General features: G+C 27.6%; 21 protein-coding genes. 4 read left to right on the top strand and 17 right to left on the bottom strand.

The annotated features are described in order from the left end of the window. Window positions 1–436: 436 nt before the first annotated feature. From I0K12_RS13735 to I0K12_RS13685, 11 genes are all read right to left on the bottom strand, one after another. Window positions 437–1,051 carry a hypothetical protein gene (locus tag I0K12_RS13735; RefSeq protein WP_196888702.1) on the bottom strand — a complete coding sequence of 205 codons (615 nt, stop codon included), beginning with the start codon at window positions 1,049–1,051 and terminating at the stop codon, window positions 437–439. A gap of 14 nt (window positions 1,052–1,065) precedes the next feature. Further along, complete coding sequence (locus tag I0K12_RS13730) at window positions 1,066–1,317, bottom strand: hypothetical protein (RefSeq protein WP_196888701.1); 252 nt, start codon at window positions 1,315–1,317, stop codon at window positions 1,066–1,068. A gap of 447 nt (window positions 1,318–1,764) precedes the next feature. Next, window positions 1,765–2,349 (bottom strand): hypothetical protein, encoded by a 585-nt coding sequence (locus I0K12_RS13725; RefSeq protein WP_196888700.1) that lies wholly within the window; start codon window positions 2,347–2,349, stop codon window positions 1,765–1,767. After that, entirely contained in the window at window positions 2,342–2,911 is a 570-nt protein-coding gene (locus tag I0K12_RS13720; protein ID WP_196888699.1) for a hypothetical protein, read from the bottom strand. Before I0K12_RS13720 ends, I0K12_RS13725 begins: the two co-directional genes overlap by 8 nt. A gap of 70 nt (window positions 2,912–2,981) precedes the next feature. Next, window positions 2,982–3,533 (bottom strand): hypothetical protein, encoded by a 552-nt coding sequence (locus I0K12_RS13715; RefSeq protein ID WP_196888698.1) that lies wholly within the window; start codon window positions 3,531–3,533, stop codon window positions 2,982–2,984. 169 nt (window positions 3,534–3,702) lie between these two features. Continuing rightward, the gene (locus I0K12_RS13710; RefSeq protein WP_196888697.1) at window positions 3,703–4,368 is read right to left on the bottom strand and encodes a hypothetical protein; all 666 of its coding nucleotides are present in this window, start codon (window positions 4,366–4,368) and stop codon (window positions 3,703–3,705) included. Window positions 4,369–4,474: 106 nt separating this feature from the next. Then, window positions 4,475–4,840, bottom strand: coding sequence for a hypothetical protein (locus I0K12_RS13705; RefSeq protein WP_196888696.1), 366 nt, complete (start codon window positions 4,838–4,840; stop codon window positions 4,475–4,477). A gap of 14 nt (window positions 4,841–4,854) precedes the next feature. Continuing rightward, the gene (locus I0K12_RS13700) at window positions 4,855–5,553 is read right to left on the bottom strand and encodes a hypothetical protein (RefSeq protein WP_196888695.1); all 699 of its coding nucleotides are present in this window, start codon (window positions 5,551–5,553) and stop codon (window positions 4,855–4,857) included. A 118-nt stretch (window positions 5,554–5,671) separates the two neighbouring features. After that, on the bottom strand, window positions 5,672–5,980 hold the full coding sequence (locus I0K12_RS13695; protein WP_196888694.1) for a hypothetical protein: 309 nt from the start codon (window positions 5,978–5,980) through the stop codon (window positions 5,672–5,674). Between the two features lie 4 nt (window positions 5,981–5,984). After that, window positions 5,985–6,767, bottom strand: a complete 783-nt coding sequence (locus I0K12_RS13690) for a DUF3667 domain-containing protein (protein ID WP_196888693.1) — start codon at window positions 6,765–6,767, stop codon at window positions 5,985–5,987. A 163-nt stretch (window positions 6,768–6,930) separates the two neighbouring features. Beyond that, on the bottom strand, window positions 6,931–8,412 hold the full coding sequence (locus I0K12_RS13685; RefSeq protein ID WP_196888692.1) for a hypothetical protein: 1,482 nt from the start codon (window positions 8,410–8,412) through the stop codon (window positions 6,931–6,933). 213 nt (window positions 8,413–8,625) lie between these two features. On the opposite strand from I0K12_RS13685, the gene I0K12_RS13680 reads away from it, so the two are divergent. Further along, window positions 8,626–9,633: an L-histidine N(alpha)-methyltransferase gene (locus tag I0K12_RS13680; protein ID WP_196888691.1), complete on the top strand. Its 1,008-nt coding sequence runs from the start codon at window positions 8,626–8,628 to the stop codon at window positions 9,631–9,633. Window positions 9,634–9,664: 31 nt separating this feature from the next. On the opposite strand, the gene I0K12_RS13675 is transcribed toward I0K12_RS13680, so the two are convergent. Beyond that, window positions 9,665–10,123 (bottom strand): DUF6495 family protein, encoded by a 459-nt coding sequence (locus I0K12_RS13675; protein ID WP_196888690.1) that lies wholly within the window; start codon window positions 10,121–10,123, stop codon window positions 9,665–9,667. A gap of 168 nt (window positions 10,124–10,291) precedes the next feature. Here I0K12_RS13675 and purL point away from each other — a divergent pair, with 168 nt between their 5' ends. Next, window positions 10,292–13,960 (top strand): phosphoribosylformylglycinamidine synthase, encoded by a 3,669-nt coding sequence (gene purL, locus I0K12_RS13670; RefSeq protein WP_196888689.1) that lies wholly within the window; start codon window positions 10,292–10,294, stop codon window positions 13,958–13,960. A gap of 379 nt (window positions 13,961–14,339) precedes the next feature. Here the strand turns inward: purL and I0K12_RS13665 are convergent, their stop codons facing one another. The 3 genes from I0K12_RS13665 to I0K12_RS13655 all read right to left on the bottom strand — a co-directional run bounded on the left by I0K12_RS13665 (window position 14,340) and on the right by I0K12_RS13655 (window position 17,056). Continuing rightward, window positions 14,340–14,528 carry a GIY-YIG nuclease family protein gene (locus I0K12_RS13665; protein ID WP_231372766.1) on the bottom strand — a complete coding sequence of 63 codons (189 nt, stop codon included), beginning with the start codon at window positions 14,526–14,528 and terminating at the stop codon, window positions 14,340–14,342. Window positions 14,529–14,674: 146 nt separating this feature from the next. Continuing rightward, window positions 14,675–16,030: a TlpA family protein disulfide reductase gene (locus I0K12_RS13660; protein WP_196888688.1), complete on the bottom strand. Its 1,356-nt coding sequence runs from the start codon at window positions 16,028–16,030 to the stop codon at window positions 14,675–14,677. Between the two features lie 87 nt (window positions 16,031–16,117). Next, the gene (locus tag I0K12_RS13655; RefSeq protein WP_196888687.1) at window positions 16,118–17,056 is read right to left on the bottom strand and encodes a DUF2167 domain-containing protein; all 939 of its coding nucleotides are present in this window, start codon (window positions 17,054–17,056) and stop codon (window positions 16,118–16,120) included. A gap of 173 nt (window positions 17,057–17,229) precedes the next feature. Here I0K12_RS13655 and I0K12_RS13650 point away from each other — a divergent pair, with 173 nt between their 5' ends. Together I0K12_RS13650 and I0K12_RS13645 are read left to right on the top strand one after the other, a co-directional pair. Further along, window positions 17,230–17,808 (top strand): hypothetical protein, encoded by a 579-nt coding sequence (locus I0K12_RS13650; protein WP_196888686.1) that lies wholly within the window; start codon window positions 17,230–17,232, stop codon window positions 17,806–17,808. 75 nt (window positions 17,809–17,883) lie between these two features. After that, a complete protein-coding gene (locus tag I0K12_RS13645) occupies window positions 17,884–18,606 on the top strand; it encodes a uracil-DNA glycosylase family protein (protein WP_196888685.1) in 723 nt (240 codons plus the stop codon). 37 nt (window positions 18,607–18,643) lie between these two features. Here I0K12_RS13645 and I0K12_RS13640 read toward each other — a convergent pair whose 3' ends face one another. Next, window positions 18,644–19,414, bottom strand: a complete 771-nt coding sequence (locus I0K12_RS13640) for a hypothetical protein (protein ID WP_196888684.1) — start codon at window positions 19,412–19,414, stop codon at window positions 18,644–18,646. A 433-nt stretch (window positions 19,415–19,847) separates the two neighbouring features. Beyond that, window positions 19,848–20,243, bottom strand: coding sequence for a hypothetical protein (locus tag I0K12_RS13635; RefSeq protein ID WP_196888683.1), 396 nt, complete (start codon window positions 20,241–20,243; stop codon window positions 19,848–19,850). Between the last annotated feature and the right edge of the window lie 79 nt (window positions 20,244–20,322).

Here is a 20,322-nt window from a genome sequence, read left to right as displayed (position 1 = left end):
TTGCAATTCTTCATAGTATCTTTTAATTTCGTTTTTTTGAGTGATTTCATGATGTATTTTGATTTTTGGCGAAACAAAAATATCATTTTTTTGGAATCACTCTTTTTTTATGAAAAAGCCGTGTATTAAAATATGACTAGAAAGCATTCTATAATTAAATATATTATTTTCTGAAGTTTTCATTTCCTTTAAAATTATTCTAATTCTATAAATTGAATACACAGAATATATTATACACAATATTAAAAATATATATTTATTCTTCATTATTATTTTTCATTTCTAAACCAAAATTATCTTTTATAAATTCATCAACATAATTATCAATTCCCTGTTACTAAACCCGATACAATCGGTCGCTAGCCTCTTTCGTTATTCATTCGAGGACGAGCGGTGGGAAAAGGTTTATAAAAAAATATTTGAAGTGAAAACCAGATTAATAATAAAAATCTACTTTCTTTTTTTGACTAATAATGTCAATATATGTTTTACATATAATATCCAATTCTCTATTAAAAGCTAATTCTTTTACAGGATCAAAATTATAACCTAATTCACTACAAAGCAAAATTCTTTCATTTAATTCAGGATAAGATCTTAAAGATTCTAACTCATATTCTTTATACAACTCATATTCTTCAATTTTTATAGAAGAATATTCTGTATTGCCTGGTTCTATTACATTTGCAAGAAGATTATTCCCTATACCAGTAAATCCTATTTCAACTTCATTCTCTGTGTGTTGCCATAATTTAATCTTTCTAAATCCACTGCCTCTATTAATTAATTTTGATGGAAAACTTGGATATACTACACTTAAGGGGGTAATACTTTTAACAACCTCTATTTCGCTTAATCTCAAAAATTCTTTATGGATCACAAAAGTTTTAAATAAGATTAATTCTTTACTTAAAATTATATTTTCAAATATAGGTGTATTTTGAAAAAGATTATAAACAATAATATACCCTTTTCTTTCTAGTAATTGAATTAAAGAATATTTTCCATTTCTTAATTTTAATGCTATTAATTTATTTTTTGACCATCTCATATTTTTAAATTATTTTATCTTGTTTTATGATCATATTTAACTCCAGCAGCATCCATATATTTATCTATTGAACCATTAGAAGGACCTACAGGATTTTGTGCGTTAGCTTGACCATCCCATCCAAATTTATCAATATTTTCTTGAAATATTTTTTGTTCAGTACCTCTAGCGAGTGCTTTACCATTTACACCTGAACCTCTAGTTCCAACTACAGGTTCAGGAAGTCCATCTTTATCAAAGCCTTCTTTTAATGGGTTTCCCCCCACGCTGGCGCCCAATTTTTCGAGTGCTGAACGGCAATAATATTATAAATTTAGATTTACACAAGTAGTTTAAATCTTCTTTTTACAAAAACGCGAACACCATCTTCTAATTGGAGTCCAAATTAAAATCAAAAAAATTAGAGATATGAAAATCAAAAAAATCAAAAAATACCCCCAAAACAATCTCACCCCCAATTCTATATTATGAGAGGAAGTAATTATTCCCGTTGTAACAAAAAAAACAAGGAAATTAATTATTAATAAAATTATAGTTATAAATATTTTTTTATTCATTAGATTTTTTCGTAATTAAATTTTTCATTTCTAAACAAAATTATCTTTTTTACATTCATCAATATAATTATCAATTTACTGGTACTACAAGCGATACAATCGGTCGCTAGCGTCTTTCGTTATTCATTCGAGGGCGTGTGGCGGAATAAACTATTTTTATTCGCAATAAAATTCCTCTAAATCGAAACAACCATCAAAACAAATTAATTCTGGATGCGTTAAATTTAATTTTTTTGTTTTCATAATTCCATCTTTATAAAAATAAAACCTATTATTTGAAATTTTAAATGGAGCATCAGAAGGCATATCTAATCTATAAGAATAACTTTTTGATTTTGAATATAAAATTAACCTTGATACACCTTTACCAGTTATATTAAAAATGTCTAAAAAGACACTATACTTAATATTTTTTTCATCGTAAATATCTCCTAAATATTTTGTTTCCTCGGTATAATCCTCATTTTTATTAAGATAAACTTCTCCTATTTTACATGTATCACTCTTAATTAAATATTTTTGAAATGTTCTTTGACTATATCCTATAAAACTAATTAAATATAATAATAGCAATAACGGTTTATTCATTTTTAATTTTATAAAGGTTTGTTGATTACTCGTTAAAGATTCTTTGATTTCTTTAATATTCTTTTCAAGAAAGTAACTATTTGTATGCATTAAATTCATTATACATATAATCACAACCCTTGCAAAGGTTGTGATTAAAATAAACTCACACACAATGTGTACATTTTTGAAAACCTTCTTCTTGACATCTTTTCTTTATATACTTAAGTATATTATTTTTAAGACTAAAATCTATTTTTTCACTTTTGAATAATAGTTCCTCAATCTTATTAATATTTTTACAACTAAAAAAGAAAATTTCGTGTTCTGTTCTTAAAAAGTAAAAAGAAGAAAATCCGCTATTTGAGTTATAAGCATAATAGATTCCATATCCATCAGTATTTACAAATTGTCCCTCATCTATCATATAGATATTAATATTCATTTTCTTTTGGCTTCCCTCATTAGAATCGAATATATAAGATTTTACATACCTAATCTCTTTCCCTGTAAAGGAATATTTATATTTCATGCAATTTTTGAAGCTTTCATCATTAGATCTTTTTTTCCAAAATGAAACATGAGAATAAGAACATTGAGTATCCTTATAATATACTTCCCCATTAATTCCGTCACCGTAGAAATAATCTTTTTTGGTTTTACAAGAAGTAATTCCTAGAAAAACAAAAAATAATATACCTATTGTTTTTAAACTGGTTTTTAGATTCTTTTTCATTTTAAATATTTTTCCCCTTTAAACTTTACATCTTCCGTTCTTCTCAAAAGAGTTTTCTTACTAAAAATATTCACAGGGTCTGGGCTTTCCAATAAAAGTCACTTGGTATTGGTTTAAAATTATTTTTTTTCATTTCTTCAAAAATATCTTCAAAAGATCTAGATTTTAATCGTTCGCTCATAATATAAATAAACCATTTACTTAAATAATCGGTTATATAATCATAAACTAATGGCTCAGGAAAGTATCCATGTTCATCATTCTCTGTAAATACAACATAATCGCAATATACTTCTTCAATCACCTTTCTGCATAAATAATGTTTATCCTCATTTAATTCTTTACCTTCAAATAATAAACTTATCTGATAGAGATATTTAAGTTTCTTGGTGTAAACATTATCATAAGTACGAAATGTTCTTAAAAAAATTGTACTATTATATTCTTGAAACCAGATGTATTTCGGAGAAATTTTTTCTTTTGCTTCTTTAAAAAAATAATCGGACTTTAGATACAATATTCGAAGGGAATCAATTTTTTTATAAGTTGACTCATAATCATTTTGAGATAAACTACTCCAAAATGTAAATAATCCAATAAAAAGTATTAATTTATTTCTCATTTTTATTTTTCTTTTAAACATTATCACGTTTAAAATCTTAAGAGGGAATTTTGTTTCGTCTAAAACACACCCCCTAACCCCTGTCAGGAGGAAATTGATAATCTGTATGCTTTTATACAAAATCAAACGTGATAATATTTATTAAATGTAATCTTATAAAGTTGCTAGTTTATTTATCCGAATTCCATTCAGGTGAGAATTCTTGAAAATATGGTTTTGAAAGAAAAACTAATTCAGCACCTTTTATAAAATCTTCAAATTTCATTTTTTCATTTGCATTCTCATTATATAATTCAATATAATAATCATTATTCCCTACAAAATTCTCATTAGCCAAAGCTAATCGAAACCTTTTTATCTTTAAATCTAACATGTTATGAGTAAATTCCTCTACATTAAGAACCTCGAAATCATTTCCGATTAACTTTGGAGAAACCAAACCTTCACTGAATATTATTTTATATTTATCTGCATTTTTAAAATCTTTAATAAAAAATTTTCTACCCCAAGAATAATTAATTTTACTTTTATTCTCCCTATAGATTCTCCCTTTGTGTTTTTTGTATTTTTTTCTATTTTCAGTTTTAGAAAATATCCTTTTATTATAATAATTATATTCTTCTTCCTTACTTTTAAACTGTTTCTGAATAGTGTCTTTTCTAGATTCTTCTATATCTTTATGGTATTTTTCTCTAACATTTCTAGATTTTTTCTCTCCATCTAAAAAAGAGACTTTATCTAATTGATCTGAATACACATGATCTTTCTTAATTGATGCACAACTTGAGAGAAGAATACAAAGAAGCAAACTAAATTTGAAAGTAATATTCGTCATTTTTAATGCATCGAAAACATTCAATCGGGTTCGAATGCGATACTTTAAAAACATTTTTTTAAAAACATAAATATTAAAATTTTGAGAAATTCTAATCATCATTTCATTAGAATTTTATTTCTTCTATATTAAAGATAATATTATCAAAAACTAACCAATCAGATTCATAATATTTTAACCAAATAACTATTCTTTTATGGTTAGAAATATCTTTCACATATTCCTGAATTACAATGGTTTTTCCTTTATTTATTTCTGGAAAATTTTCTATAATTCTATTTTGATATTCATATAATTCTTTAATATTATCTCTATTTATTTCAATTTCTTTAGAGACATCAAAAGCACCATATTTACTTTCAACAAAATTTAAATTATTTCCATTCAAACTCTCATCAGTGTTGATATTTTCACAACTTAGAAATATTGTAAATAGTATTAAAAAACTAGAAAATTGTAGTACTCTTTTCATTTTAATATGATTATTTATTTTGAATATTCCAAAGATCTTCTTATTTCACCTTCTCGAGTAAAAACCAAAGGAAGAACTTTCTCTAATTTCATACCAACAAAAGGCTCATTTTCATTAAGAATATCATTAAATTCTTTGTCGTGTTCTAGATATAATATAGAATAATAAATATTTTTTAAAGAATCTCTAAACAAAAATGCATAAGTTCCTGTTATTGCAATAATTCCATAATCGTTTATATTTTTTTCTTTCATCTTATCTTTCATATCATCTGAAGAACCATATATTGTAAAAATCTTATTTTCGGAAATGTAATACCTTCTAGACTTCCATGGTCTTGAATACTTCATATGATCATAAACTATAATTTTATCTTTAGAAGGATCTATTTTAATTTTAACATCAAAAACATCACAATTAGCATCTAAATCATACACCTCTAAATCAACTATATAAACTTCATTCCCAGTTTTTATTTTTAATTTTAAATCTGAGTGATAATTTAATTTAAAATAATTTGCGCCTATTTTCTTCACTTGTTTTTCATCGTTTACAGTGTAAACCTCTATATCATTTTTTAAAGTATCTTTTTCATCAAAATTATAATCTGAATAAAAAGAAACTTTAAGATATTTATACTGAATTATATCCAATCTTTGACTAAACCCAGTAAATGAAATAATGAAAAATAGAAATAAAACTTTTGTTTTCATAATAATTATCTTTTATAAATTTTCACAGCTTTTGTCAACATTTTTTATTTAAATCATCTTGTTAAAAATTAAAAAAAGAATAATCAACGTAAAACTTAGCAATCCTTTTTTTTGAGTTTTATTCATTTGAAAATTTCAAATTTTGATGACTTTTAGCTTTTAAATTAAATTTATTATCTGGTAATTTTTTAATATAAGACATACTACAAGCACTATTTATTTTATGGCAAACCACACAATTTTTATTAAAAAGTTCTTCACCTCTTTTTTCTTCGGGAGTCATCTCCATTTTTACAATATTGACTTTTGAGTAATTTTCAGAACTACTTTCTTCTTTATTATCAAAACTTAAAACCAAAAAACTAATTGTAAGGAAAACACATGTAATTAAAAATTGTGTTATCTCTTTTCTTCTTTTAAAACTCATAATTCTACATAAATAATTTTGCATACAAGATACCTCCAATAATCATAATAAAACATAAAACTATTGTAAACCCTATCATATAAGCAAAAAATAAAAGAAATTTTAAAATAGTTTTCCAAAACCCATATTTGTACAATTTCCCATAAGTGTATAAATAATAAATAGGCGCAATAATAAAACTAAAGCTATTAATTAAAGGATTGACATAATAACCTAAAAGAAAAGTAATTAAAGTCAATAAAAACAAATAACCTTGAATATAACAGTTGATCACCAAATGTTCGGCATAATTATACGGTTTTCTATAAACCAAATAAGCAATAAAAGCATAGAATGGAAGAATCAAAAACGTAATGAAATTAAAGTATTTCATAATCAATTTTTGAATTTTGATAGAATTCTCTACCGCAGATTGACTAAAAACTGCTCCAGCTTCAGAACTTTCACTCACTGCTGAACTACCAAAAAGATTTTGAAAATCATTTATAGAATATTGCGAATATTCATTCATTATCAACATCGTCACTGCAGAACCAATTGCAAGAAAAGTAAATGGATTTACATATTTTTTACGAACTCCGTGAAGATAATCGAAAAGAATCACGCCTGGTCGAATAGTCATAGCAACTAACGTTACTAAATATCTATTGTCAAATCCGAAAAAATCATTTGCAAATCTTCTCATCAATCTTTTTGACGATATTCTTTCGTTTACAACTTCCGCCCCACACGACGCACAATAATTATGATCTTGATGCAATTCTTCAGTGCAATTTTTACAATTCATTTTGATTATTAATTATATATAATAGTATACTTCAATTTTATGGGTTAAAAATAGCAAATACTTATATTTTAAAAAACATATTTTTTTGGTAATTATAATATAAATACAATAAAAAAGCCAATACAAAAAGTATTGACTCTATTTATTCACAAAATAAAATTTATTATTCTATAATAACTAATTGTAGCTTTTTCGAATTAGTATTCTCCATTGTAAAAACTCCGTTTTCCTTACGAACATTATCTTCAAATGGGCAATATTGACCTCTTTTTTTATTTTTAATTATTCTTTGTGGCATTACAGAACCGTCTTCATTATAAGTCAATACATAAATATTTTCTTGTTTTGGAGGATGCATTCCGAACCTGTATTTTTCCACATCACCTTCAATTAAACCATCTGTTTGAATTACGATATGAAATTTATTATTTTTCAAGTAAGCATCATGAGTAGATTTATGCTCGGTTTTATAAATCATATCAGACCAAATTAATTTATTATCTGGTCCTACTTTCATCACGATCAAGTTGGATTGAAAATAATAAGAAGTACCTCCAACAAAATCAGTAAAAATTCCTTCTGCAACAATATATTTATTTCCATCATTATCCATCATCGTATTTTTAAGATAATAACTTAAAAATCTCTCTGAAACTTTAATTTTCTCTTTTTCAGAAAGCTTTTCTTCTCCATAAAATTCTTTTAAAAGTTTATCCGAAACAAGTTGAAAATCTTCTTTTTTTAATTCTAAATTATCTTTTGAGTAAACTAAAGAAAAATAACCTCCAATATGTAATTCATTCTTAATATTCGTAGCAAAAGAACTTAAAATAATCTCATTACCTTTTCCAAAAATCGCAAAAGTTGGATCTCCATATCTATGCGCAAAATGAAAATTCTCTTTAAATTCAAATGATGAATTTTCTACATCATTATCTTTTATTTTGTATAATGTCAATTTGTTCTTTGCTTTTTTATTTTTTCTAAAATCTAAAGCAGAATGAATCTTCTCAACTAAAACATAAGCATCTCCATTATTATCAACATAAGGTGTATTCATTCTCAAATCTCCAAGAGATTTTCTTTTTCTAGAAAAGAATATTTTATTTGTTTTAAACTTAATATTTTCAATATCGATAATATCAGCAACTATTTCTTCTTTTTTTTCTTTCGTATTTTTTTGAGCAGAAAGGAAAAGTAAATATTTATTATTTTTTGATGAAGAAATTGAGATATTACTCTTTGTTTTATCTCCAAAATCACCTAGTTCTTTAGATGTTAATTCTTTTGTTTCATAATCAAAAGAATGACAAGTCAATATTTGTCTTTTCCCAACTAAAGTAGTCGTAAACACATGTCTTTTAGTACCTTCTTCAACATAAGTTAATATAACTTCTTTTTTCTTTTTAGCTAAATCTTTACTAAAAACAACTTTCTTTCCTTGAAAAATTGTAAACTCAAATCCTTTTTTTGTTATTACAATTGTAAAAAATTTTCCTTCGCCAATTTTTTCAAAACCATATTTCCCAATTATTCCAGATTTTGCTTTATGAGGATCTGTAACCGTCACTTTATAATTTTGAGAAATCATTTTTGAGCTAACTAAACTCAAAATAAGACATAGCAGTAATGTAATTTTTTTCATTTATATGTATTTTAAAATATTTTGCAATTTTAACAATTAATAAAACAATAAACCTTATTTTAACTTAAAATCTCACACTATTATTATTCCAAAACATATTATTTTAAAATAACTAATGTAGATTTCTCTAAAAAAAGTTAAAAAGAACTTAAAATTAAAATGACAGTTCACTTTGGAACATATTTCGCCTAGTTTCATGGATAGAATATTTTTATGAAAGCGAATACAAAAACTAAAGAAACCGAAATATTAGAAGGTCTTAAAAGCGACCCAAAATTCTTTTACCCAAAATTTTTATATAATGATATTGGGGTAAAACTTTTTGCCGAGAAAACAAAAATTCCCGAATATTATTTAAAAAACAAAGAAGTTTCTATTTTAAAACAGAACAAAAAAAACATTATTGATAAATTTAAAAGTTCTGAAAAAGAAATCAATATAATTGAACTTGGTGTTGGTGATGGAATAAAAACAAATATAATTCTGGATGAAATCGTGTGGCAAAACTATGCTGAAAAGATCACATTTATTCCGATAGATATCAACGAAAGTATCTTAAAATATTATGAACAAAAGTTTCATGAGAAAAAATTCCCATTTCCAATAAATCCAATAAATAATTCCTTTGAAAATGGTATAGAAAAAATTCCAAATCGGAAAGAAAAACGAAATATTATTTTGTGGTTTGGAGCTACGATTGGAAATATGACAGCAAGAAAACGTTTTGATTTTTTGAATAACCTAAATCATCTTTTAAACAAAAACGATCTAGTGGTTATTGGTTTTGATTTGAATAAAAAAACGCACATCGTAAGAAATGCATACGAAACTCCACCTAATGATTTGTTTTATTTTAATGCGCTAAATACAATAAACGAAACTTTAAAAACAGATTTTAAAAAGGAAGATTTTATCCATTTTTTCGATTATGATAATGAAACAGGAGAAGCTTTTACAAAATTAATTAAGAAAAAAGGAGAAAAAATTAAAATTAAGGATACAGAAATTTCATTTGAAAATTTTGAGCCAATTTATATAAGTCCACATCATAAGTTTCATTTGAGTCAAATAGAGCAAATTGCCGAAAACTCAGGTTTTAGAATTAAAAAATATTTCACAGATTCTGATAAATATTTTATGGATGTTATTTTTGAAAAAATAGATAATCCAAAAACGGAATTACCTTCTGTGAAAAGAGAACCTTTTGATTTAAAAGCATAAAAAAAGGCTGTCTAAAAAACAGCCTTTTAATTTATATCATCTTACAAACTTGCTTAAAAAGTTTTCCTTTAGTTATTTCGCAACCGGCTTGTACCATGTTGTAAATCTCTATGTTTCTTTCTGCATCGTACTTTTTCTTTCCTTGAAAAACTGCAACCTTTTCTTCGTCTTTAATATTTAAAAACAACCACTTCACTCCTTCTGGTTCTAAAAGATTTACCTCAGCAACTTTCACTTGAATCATAATTCTTGATAAAACATCTTCATCACAGAAAAAAACATTCACTGTTTTCTCTCCCATGTGTTCTAAATAAAAAGTATTATCTAAAATTTTATTCCAAATCAAATCGCTAAATTCTTCTGCTTTTGTCGGAAATTTCTCTTTTACCACATCCCACTCCGTTTCTGAAATCTTTTCATTTTTCAAAAATTGCTGAAATTCCTTTGCAAAAGGTTTAAATTGCGTATTGCTTAACAGTTTATATTTCATCTAAATTATTCGTCTTAATTCTAATTAAAAAAGCAAGCAAAAATAGGAATAATCCTAGAAGTTTTCCACATTTTTTGTGTAAAAATATTATTCATTTTTCTATAGTAAATTATCTAATTATTTATTTAAATTTGGCCTTTAATAACCAACACAACTAAAGAATATAAAATGATTGTTTTTTTCAAATCAAATAACAATTCTATCTTCGCTTTAGAATCTAAAGCAGAAATCAACAACGACACTATTCAAAAATTATCATGGCTTTTTGGTAATGCAACACATATGACGGAACCTTCTTTGGAAGGTTTTTTTGTTGGACCTAGAAAAGAAATGGTAACTCCTTGGAGTACAAATGCTGTAGAGATTACTCAAAACATGGATATTCATGGAATTGAGAGAATTGAAGAGTATAAAATTGTTGAAGAAAATGAGGATTTCGATCCGATGTTAGAAGCAAAATATCACAATTTAGATCAAGAGATTTTTACAGTTCATGTAACTCCTGAGCCTATTTTAGAGATTGAAGATATCGCTGCTTACAACGATCAAGAAGGTTTAGCTTTAAACCAAGAAGAGATTGAGTACTTAGAATCTTTAAGTGAAAAAATTGGAAGAAAACTAACAGATTCTGAGGTTTTCGGATTTTCACAAGTAAATTCTGAGCACTGTCGTCACAAGATTTTCAACGGAACTTTTGTAATTGACGGTGAAGAGATGCCAACTTCTTTATTCAAATTAATTAAAGAAACTTCAAAACAACATCCAAACGGAATTGTTTCTGCATATAAAGATAATGTTGCTTTTGTTAAAGGACCAAAAATTCAACAATTTGCTCCAAAAAGTGCTGACAAACCAGATTTCTACCAAACTAAAGAAATCGATTCTGTTCTTTCTTTAAAAGCAGAAACACATAACTTCCCTACAACTGTAGAGCCATTCAACGGAGCTGCAACAGGTTCTGGTGGAGAAATTAGAGATAGACTTGCAGGTGGAAAAGGTTCACTTCCTTTAGCTGGAACTGCGGTTTATATGACTTCTTATTCTCGTTTAAAAGAAAATCGTCCTTGGGAAAAAGCAATGGATGAAAGAGAATGGTTATACCAAACACCAATGGATATCTTAATCAAAGCTTCTAACGGAGCATCTGATTTTGGAAATAAATTTGGACAACCATTAATTACTGGTTCTGTACTTACTTTCGAGCATGAAGAAGATGCAAAGAAAATTGGTTACGATAAAGTAATCATGCAAGCTGGGGGAATCGGATATGGTAAAAAACAAGAAAGTTTAAAAGATACACCAAAGAAAGATGATAGCATCGTAATCTTAGGTGGAGATAATTATAGAATTGGAATGGGTGGAGCTGCTGTTTCTTCTGCAGATACGGGAGAATTCAGTAATGCAATTGAATTAAATGCAATCCAACGTTCGAATCCTGAAATGCAAAAGCGTGCTGCAAATGCTATTCGTGCAATGGTAGAAAGTGATGAAAATCCAATTGTTTCTATTCACGATCACGGAGCTGGTGGACACTTAAACTGTTTATCAGAATTAGTAGAAGAAACTGGAGGAAAAATCAACATGGACAATCTTCCTGTTGGAGACCCAACACTTTCTGCTAAAGAATTAATTGGTAACGAATCTCAAGAAAGAATGGGATTAGTAATCAATAAAAAAGATATTGATACTTTACACAGAGTTGCAGACAGAGAAAGAGCTCCTTTCTATGATGTAGGAAATGTAACAGATGATCATAAATTTACTTTTGAATCTGAAAAAACGGGTGCAAAACCAATGGATTTAGATTTAGAAGATATGTTCGGAAGTTCTCCTAAAACTATCATGAATGATGTAACTGTTGAGAAAAACTATGCAGAAGCTTCTTACGATGCTTCAAAAATTGAAGAATATATTTCACAAGTTTTAAAATTAGAAGCAGTTGCTTGTAAAGATTGGTTAACAAACAAAGTTGATCGTTGTGTAACTGGTAAAGTTGCAAAACAACAATGTGCTGGACCATTACAATTACCATTAAACAATGTTGGTGTAATGGCTTTAGATTATTTAGGAAAAAAAGGAGTTGCTACTTCAATTGGTCATGCTCCTGTAAGTGCTTTAATTAATCCTGAAGCTGGTTCTAAAAACTCTATCGCAGAAGCATTGACAAATCTTGTTTGGGCACCTTTAGAAGAAAACTTAAAATCTGTTTCTTTAAGTGCAAACTGGATGTGGCCTTGTAAAAACGAAGGTGAAGATGCAAGATTATACAAAGCTGTAAAGAGTGTTTCTGATTTCGCAATTGAATTAGGAATCAATATTCCAACAGGAAAAGATTCACTTTCAATGGCACAAAAATATAAAGGGGAAACAGTTCTTGCTCCAGGAACGGTTATTATTTCTTCTGTAGGAGAATGTAGCGATATTAATAAAGTAGTAGAGCCTGTTCTTTCTAAAGAAGAAAACAACGAAATTTTCTATATCGATTTCTCTAAAGATGCTTTCAAATTAGGAGGTTCTTCTTTCGGACAAATCTTAAACAAATTAGGAAATGAAGTTCCTACAATTAAAGATGCTTCTTATTTCACTTCTACTTTCAACACAATTCAACAATTAATCAAAGAAGGAAAATTAACTGCTGGACATGATATTTCTGCTGGAGGTATGATTACTGCTTTATTAGAAATGTGTTTTGCTGATGTGTTACTTGGAGCGGAAATCAACTTAAACGGAATTAAAGAAGAAGATTTAGTGAAAATCTTATTTGCTGAAAATAGTGGAATCTTAATTCAAACGACTGATGCTGCTTATGTTTCTTCTGTTTTAGAAGCAAACAATGTAGATTTCTATTCGATTGGTAAGGCTGTTGGTAACAGTGAGACATTATCAATTGTAAAAGGAGAAACTACTTTAGACTTATCTGTTTCTGCAATGCGTGATGAGTGGTATGAAACTTCTTATTTATTAGACAAAATGCAATCTGGAGCGCAAAAAGCTACAGAGCGTTTTGAAAACTATAAGAATCAAGCATTAGCATATAAATTCCCAGCGAACTTTACAGGAAAACGTCCTAAAATTGATGCTACAAAACCAAGAATCAAAGCGGCAATTATCCGTGAAAAAGGTTCTAACTCGGAAAGAGAGATGGCAAACGCAATGTACATGGCAGGTTTTGATGTAAAAGATGTACACATGACGGATTTAATTTCTGGAAGAGAAACGTTAGAAGATATTCAATTCATTGCAGCAGTTGGAGGGTTCTCTAACTCAGATGTATTAGGTTCTGCGAAGGGATGGGCTGGAGCTTTCTTATACAACGAAAAAGCAAAAACAGCTTTAGATAATTTCTTTAAGCGTGAGGATACACTTTCTTTAGGAGTTTGTAACGGATGTCAGTTATTTGTAGAATTAGGTTTGATCAACCCAGAGCATGATGAAAAACCTAAGATGTTACACAACGATTCGCACAAATTCGAAAGTATCTTTACATCTGTGGAGATTGCAGAAAATAATTCTGTGATGCTTCAATCTTTAGCTGGTTCTAAACTAGGAATTTGGGCAGCACACGGTGAAGGAAAATTCCATTTACCAAAAGAAGAAAGCAAATACCAGATTCCAGCAAAATATGGTTTTACAGGTTACCCAGCAAACCCTAATGGATCTGACTATAACGCAGCAATGTTAAACTCAAAAGATGGTCGTCACCTTGTGATGATGCCACACTTAGAGCGTTCTACTTTCTCTTGGAACTGGGGTTACTATCCAAACAACACAGATGAAGTTACTCCATGGCTAGAAGCTTTTGTAAACGCAAGAGTTTGGTTAGAGGATAAAAAGTAATTTTATATTTATATATATTGAAAAACCTGAGTTTTAGCTCGGGTTTTTTTTGGTTTATTGCTAAAGGAATGAGAAATGATGTGGCTTCGGCTCCGCTCAGCCTCCGTTTGATGTTCCACTCATTCACTAATTTTATGTAATTCTACTGGTGACTGAGCGGAGTCGAAGCCAATAGCAATCGGCATTTTGACTCCGCTCAATGACTTGAAATCTAATTAATATTTATTTTTTATTCAAATTCTTCTGTGTTTGAGCGGTGGCTGAGCGGAGTCGAAGCCCTACTTTCATTCTGGCACTAAGCCAAAATATGTAACTCTTTCATATTACCTTCAATTAAAGCTTTCTTCTTATTTCTTCCCCAACCTTGAATTTGTTTCTCTCATTGAAATGCTAAATCAATTCTATCATATTCTTCAAAATAAACCAATTTTACTGGTAAACGCTTTTTAGTATGATTTGCTCCTTCTCCATTTTGATGTTGTACAAACCTCATTGGTAAATCTATAGTACTTCCTGTATAAAAAGAACCATCAGCACATTCTAAAATATAAGCATAAGCTTTTTTCATAAAATATTTTTATTGATGCCTACTAAAATTAAATCTTTTTGAGGAAATTAAAACTATAAATAACTAGGCTTCGGCTACGCTCAGCCGCCAAGTATGAGTATATAACTAAAAAAACCCAAGCTAAAAACTCGGGTTTCATATTTAATTTATTTTAATAATTCATCTAGCAACTCCATCGTTTTATCATGGGAAGGTCGCGGAGCTTTAGTATCGATTATTTTTCCTTCTTTATCAATCAAAATAAAATAAGGAATAGAACCAACTCCATAAGCTGTCATGAATTCACTATCAAAAGATTTATCGGCAAAAAGTTGCACTCCACTAAGTTGTTTTGTGTTAACCATTTTTTTCCAATTAATTTTATCTTTTAGATTATCCACCGATATGCTAACAAAAACAATGTCTTTATCTATATATTCTTCTTCTAAAGCTTTTAGATATGGAATTTGTTTTAAACAAGGTCCACACCATGTTGCCCAAACATCAATGTAAACATATTTACCCTTAAAATCAGATAAATTTACAATCTCTCCATCAATAGATTCAAAACTAAAACTAGGAGAAACATCCCCTTTTCTCAATTTATTGTCACCTACTATCTCTTTATATTTATTTTCACAAGCTTCAATATATCGTTGGTTATTTGTTACTTTTTTAACTAATTCCAGATAATCCTGAGCTCGATCATTCTCTGGAGTTATATTATAGTAGAAATTCAATACCAATTGACTAATAACTTCTCTTTCTGGAATCTGACGTAAAACATTCAGCATTTCAGAAACATTAGTAGTATTCTCAATTTGCTTTTCCCAATAAGAATTTACTAAAAATCTAAAATAAGGCTGCTTGTTGTAATCTTTATAGCTATTTATTTTAAAATTGTTTATTGGTTGATAAAAATTTTCAGATAGCACTATATCCTCACCAAATAAATATTTATAACTTGATTTAAATTCATCTATTGCATTTAAATATTCATATTCTAAGGACTTTTTTTCACTTTCAATAAAAAATGTTTCCACATTGGATTTCTCAAGTGAAGCTAAATGCATCTCTTTTAAATTCTCCAGATTCTTAAGATATTCTTCTCCTGTTACTTTGTAGAAAGCTTCAATATTATCTTTTAGCTTAAATTCTGCATTTTGTTTTTCTGCAAGATAATTATTTCGTTCTGCTCCAGCTCCATCAAAAACAAATGTATTTTCAATATCATTCGCATCAAATTTTACAAAAAAATCATCTTTTGGATAAAGGTAAATGAAAAATGATTTTCGATTATATTTAAGTCTATAATAACCTTCATTTTTAATCCTGAATTTCATATCGAAATTCCCATTTTCATCTAATTCTGCTGTAAATAAAGGTTGCCCACTTAGTTTAGTAACTCTTATATTTTGATCTTTCTGATTTTCTACTTGACCTGAAATAGTTATTTTTCCAGATTTAGCATATAAGGAAATACTAAATAATAGACCTGAGAGTATAAGTAATAAATTTTTCATTTTAATTTTTTGTTTTTTATTAAAATAGATTACTTCATTCAACAACCTATTTTTTTTAAAATTATTTCAATAAATTTAAATTTTGAATTAAGCATCTTTACTTCCAAAAATCTTATTTCTAAAAGCAGCAAATCCTCCAGCAGCTGCAATTGCAATCACTTTCCAAAATTTTAGCAAAAGTGCAAAAAATCCTGTTTTAGCTAATACTTTTCCTGCAATAAGACCTCCAATTCCATAAGCAGCAACTTTATCAATACTTGGATCATGTTCTGCATAAGTGTTTCCTCTCGTAAAATTAAAGTTTTCAATAATTGGATTGATTTCTTTTTTAACACTTGGCAATACGGCCATATCACCAATTACATTTAAATTTAAATAACCATTTCTCCCAAGTACACGAATATTATAATTCAAAATATTCGTTTCACCTCCTTCAAAATTATATTCTTGTGCCCAGTGTAATTTTTTATTAATTGCATCATAATATGGTTCTGATGCCCATCCTATTAAATGAATTTTTTCATAACCTTGGCTTACTCTCTCATCATTCCAATCTTCAGTATCTTGCTTTAAAGTTTTCATTAAATCTGTATAATCAATATCTTTTGCATCTTCATCTGAAATATAACCTTCATCACTATAAGTTATATCAATAGCAAAAGAATTTGGATCAACACTTAAAGGTCCCATATCTTTTGGAAATAACATTCCTAAACTAGGGTCATCTGTTGGCGGATTATCCCAAATATCTTCTAAAACTGTTTTACTATCTTTTGCATTTAAAAACATAAACCCTTCTGGAACATTTACCAAAACTTTTCCGTTTAATAACTCTACTTCACCGTATTCATATGTAAAACCTTTGACGATACTATCTAAAGCTTTTTCATAAGCGGCATACTCTTCTAAAGTAATTGCAAGTGAATCTGCATCTGTACGAACTAATAAGGAGTCTGTTTTTTCTTGTGCTTTTGTTGTAAATGCAAAACACATCACAAACAAAGCGAATAAAATCTTCTTTAACATGTTAAATTTTTATGTATTCTTAATTTTTGGCAAATATAGATTTTTATCTTAAAAAAAATATTTATAATTATTTTTTTAACAACTTTAAAGAGAAACGATGATAGAATTTAAAAAAGTAGAATATAAATTTAAATAAAATAGATATTTTTGCTTTCATAAAATTTAAACCAAATATGAAAAAGAAACATATATTATCAACAACTAGTTGTATTTTATTTTTAAGTTTAAACTTCTTATTATTTATCTCTTGTGATTCTAAACCAAATAACCTTGAAAAAGAACCAGAAGTATCAATTGTAGAGAAAAGTGGAATTATTGGTAATTATGAATTTATTGAAAAAGAATATTACAAAGATAAATTAATCACAACAGATACAGTAATTGTTCGTATTGAATTTCCAGAGAGAGTAACTTCTTATAATTCTACTGGATATAGTGGAGGACCAAATAATGGTACTTATATAAGTATTTTCAATTATGAAAATAAGAACAATAACTGGGAAATTTTTGGTGAAATAAAAGGAAATGTTGTTTTTATGAATGGAAAAAGTGATACTTCAGAGAAACTAAGTGGAACTATCAAAATTTCTGATTCTTTAATTTCTGATTTTAATATTGCAAAAAGAAAAATGTTTAGAAAAGATCTTTTGTTTGATGATACTCTTGAAAAACATGATGATAAAAAATATCCTGTAAAAACTAGTAAAGGGATAACTGTAAAAAGGGTTGGAGTTCTTAAACGAATTAAATAAGTTTAACTTTTCTTTTAAAAAAAGAATAAAATAGAAACATCTTTAATTAAATATGTTTTTGATAAAAAAACTAAAATGAAATACTTAGAAGAAATTAAAAAAGAGTCCTTTAAAGAGGAATATGAAAAAGATTATTTTAAAAATGAGAAATATTTGATGGCTAGTTTCCCGACGAATAATCTGGAAATGTATTATGCTCCTTTTGATTATATCAATAAAAATGCAAAAGTTGTTATTATAGGAATAACATCTGGACAAAGTCAAATGGAAAAAGCTTTTTATTCCTTTATAAATTCTCATCATGAACAAAAAAGTGATGAACAAGCTTTGAAAGATGTAAAATCAAACTCAAGTTTTGCTGGACCTATGCGAAAAAATCTAATCTCAATGCTTGATGAAATAGGTCTAAATAAAAGACTAAATTTAATTTCATGTGATGGTCTTTTTGGAATAAACAGAGGATTACTTCATTCAACTTCTGCTCTAAAATATCCTATCTTTAAAAATGGAAAAAATTATACTGGATCTTCTCCTTCACCTGTGAAAAACAAATTTTTATGGAATTCAATTAATTCAAATTTAGTTCCTGAATTAAGTAATTTTGAAAATAAACTTATCATTCCTCTTGGGAAAAGTGTGGGAGAAATTCTTGAAAAACTAGCTTCAGAAAATAAATTGAATAATAATATAATTTTAAAAGGCTTCCCTCATCCTTCTGGTGCAAATGGTAGTCGATTTAGTCAATTCAAGGAAAATAAAGAAACTATGACTGAAGTTATTAATTCTTGGAACATTTAATTTAATCTTGTAAACTCACAGTTTATTTCTATGAGTTTTATTTACTTTGACACAAAGAAATCGCTCCCAAACAAGTTCCATAAATCGGATCTTCTAAAAAGTGATAATCAAACTCAAATAATTTCGAATATTTTTCAAGAATTAAACGTATTGATTGATTTTCGGTAGTTCCGCCACAAAAAAGAACTTTCTTAGAATCCATATTTTCCAAGTGTGCTTTTAAAATGGAAACAATTGGTTCAGCAACCAAACTACAAATTCCAATTGCTAGGTTATTTGTCTCTGTAGAGTTTTTAGCGAAATTTGAAATCGTAATATCTCCTTTCAAAAAACTAAATGATTCTTCAAACAAATCATTTGCTGTGATGTTTATCTCATTCAGATTCCCATTTTCTGCAAGCTTTTCTATTTCAAAACTAGAATTGGTTCCTAATAATCTTTGCGAAAGTCCAAGAAGTGTCCCGCCTCCTATTCCTGTTCCGATCAAATGCGTTGTTTCGCCTTTTTCATATTTAACAAAAGAAGTTCCTGTACCAATATTTACAATAATACAAGAATCCAAACTTTTTGTTTTTGCAATATGTGCACTAGCTTCTAACTCATTAATAAAAATATAATTGCCTTTCTTTTCAATTTTATTCGAACCTGTTCCTGTAATTAATATTTTATCAAAATGAATTTCTGCACAAAATACATCTATAATTTTTTCTGGATTTGTTGTTGTAAAAGTCTTTTTTAAACTCTTATCATTCAAAATAGAAACCACTTTCAAATTGGTAGTTCCGATATCAAAACAAACTATATTCATAATTAATTATTTTTTAAACACACCTTTAACCATCTTTGAAAGTCAGGGCTGCTAAATTCTAATAAATTTCTAGTAACACAGTAAACTTTTTTGTCTTATTCACGTTCTTGTTCATTTTTTGCTTGTCCAAAAAACGAACCAAAAAAGGACACTTTCATAAAAGGTGTTTTTTTGACAACAAGGTCAAAAAACCGTATTTTAATTACTAAAATTCTTACAAGGATTCAGAATTCCTTAACGTAATTAAAATACTACACTCATTATGAAAGACAAAGAAAATCTTCGATTTTTGAGAAAAATTAAAGAACTTGAAAACCATATTTTCGAAAGAGGAATTTGACAATCTGTAAATATTAATACAAAAATGAATCATAATAAGTCTAATTTACCAAAAACAAATCTTATTATTCAAAAGTAAAACTCCAAAATTTAATTAATGCCCAGTTCTATAATTATTAAAAGTTCTAATTTTCTTTTCTTCTATTTTATTTAAAATACTAGCAATTGCAACGGGTACAATTAAAATCAGAATTGCTCCAAACATAAAACCTTGCATAGAATATTCTAGATCTGAACGGTAATAAGTTTTGAAATAAAAATATTCTCCAACAATTGAAATTACAAAAAGTAATAAAATAATAATCTTATTTGTTTTACCTTTTTCGGCTTTGATTGAATCTAATTTATAATCAAAATTAGAAACCTTAGAACAATGTTGACAAGAAATCTTCTGCAAATTATGTTCTTGTGCTAAACTTACTCTATCGTTTGCAGAATAAGGGAATGGACTTTCGTTTCCACAATCAGAACATTTAAAATATAATCTCATAGTTTTTTATTTTTTACAAATCTCAGTTTTCGTTCAAATGAAAATCCGATTTCGAGTTCCTCAATCTTTAAGATATCAA

The sequence above is a fragment of the Aureivirga sp. CE67 genome, from assembly GCF_015767245.1.
Taxonomy (GTDB): Bacteria; Bacteroidota; Bacteroidia; order Flavobacteriales; family Flavobacteriaceae; genus Aureivirga.
This window is presented reverse-complemented; position numbering and strand designations above follow the sequence as displayed.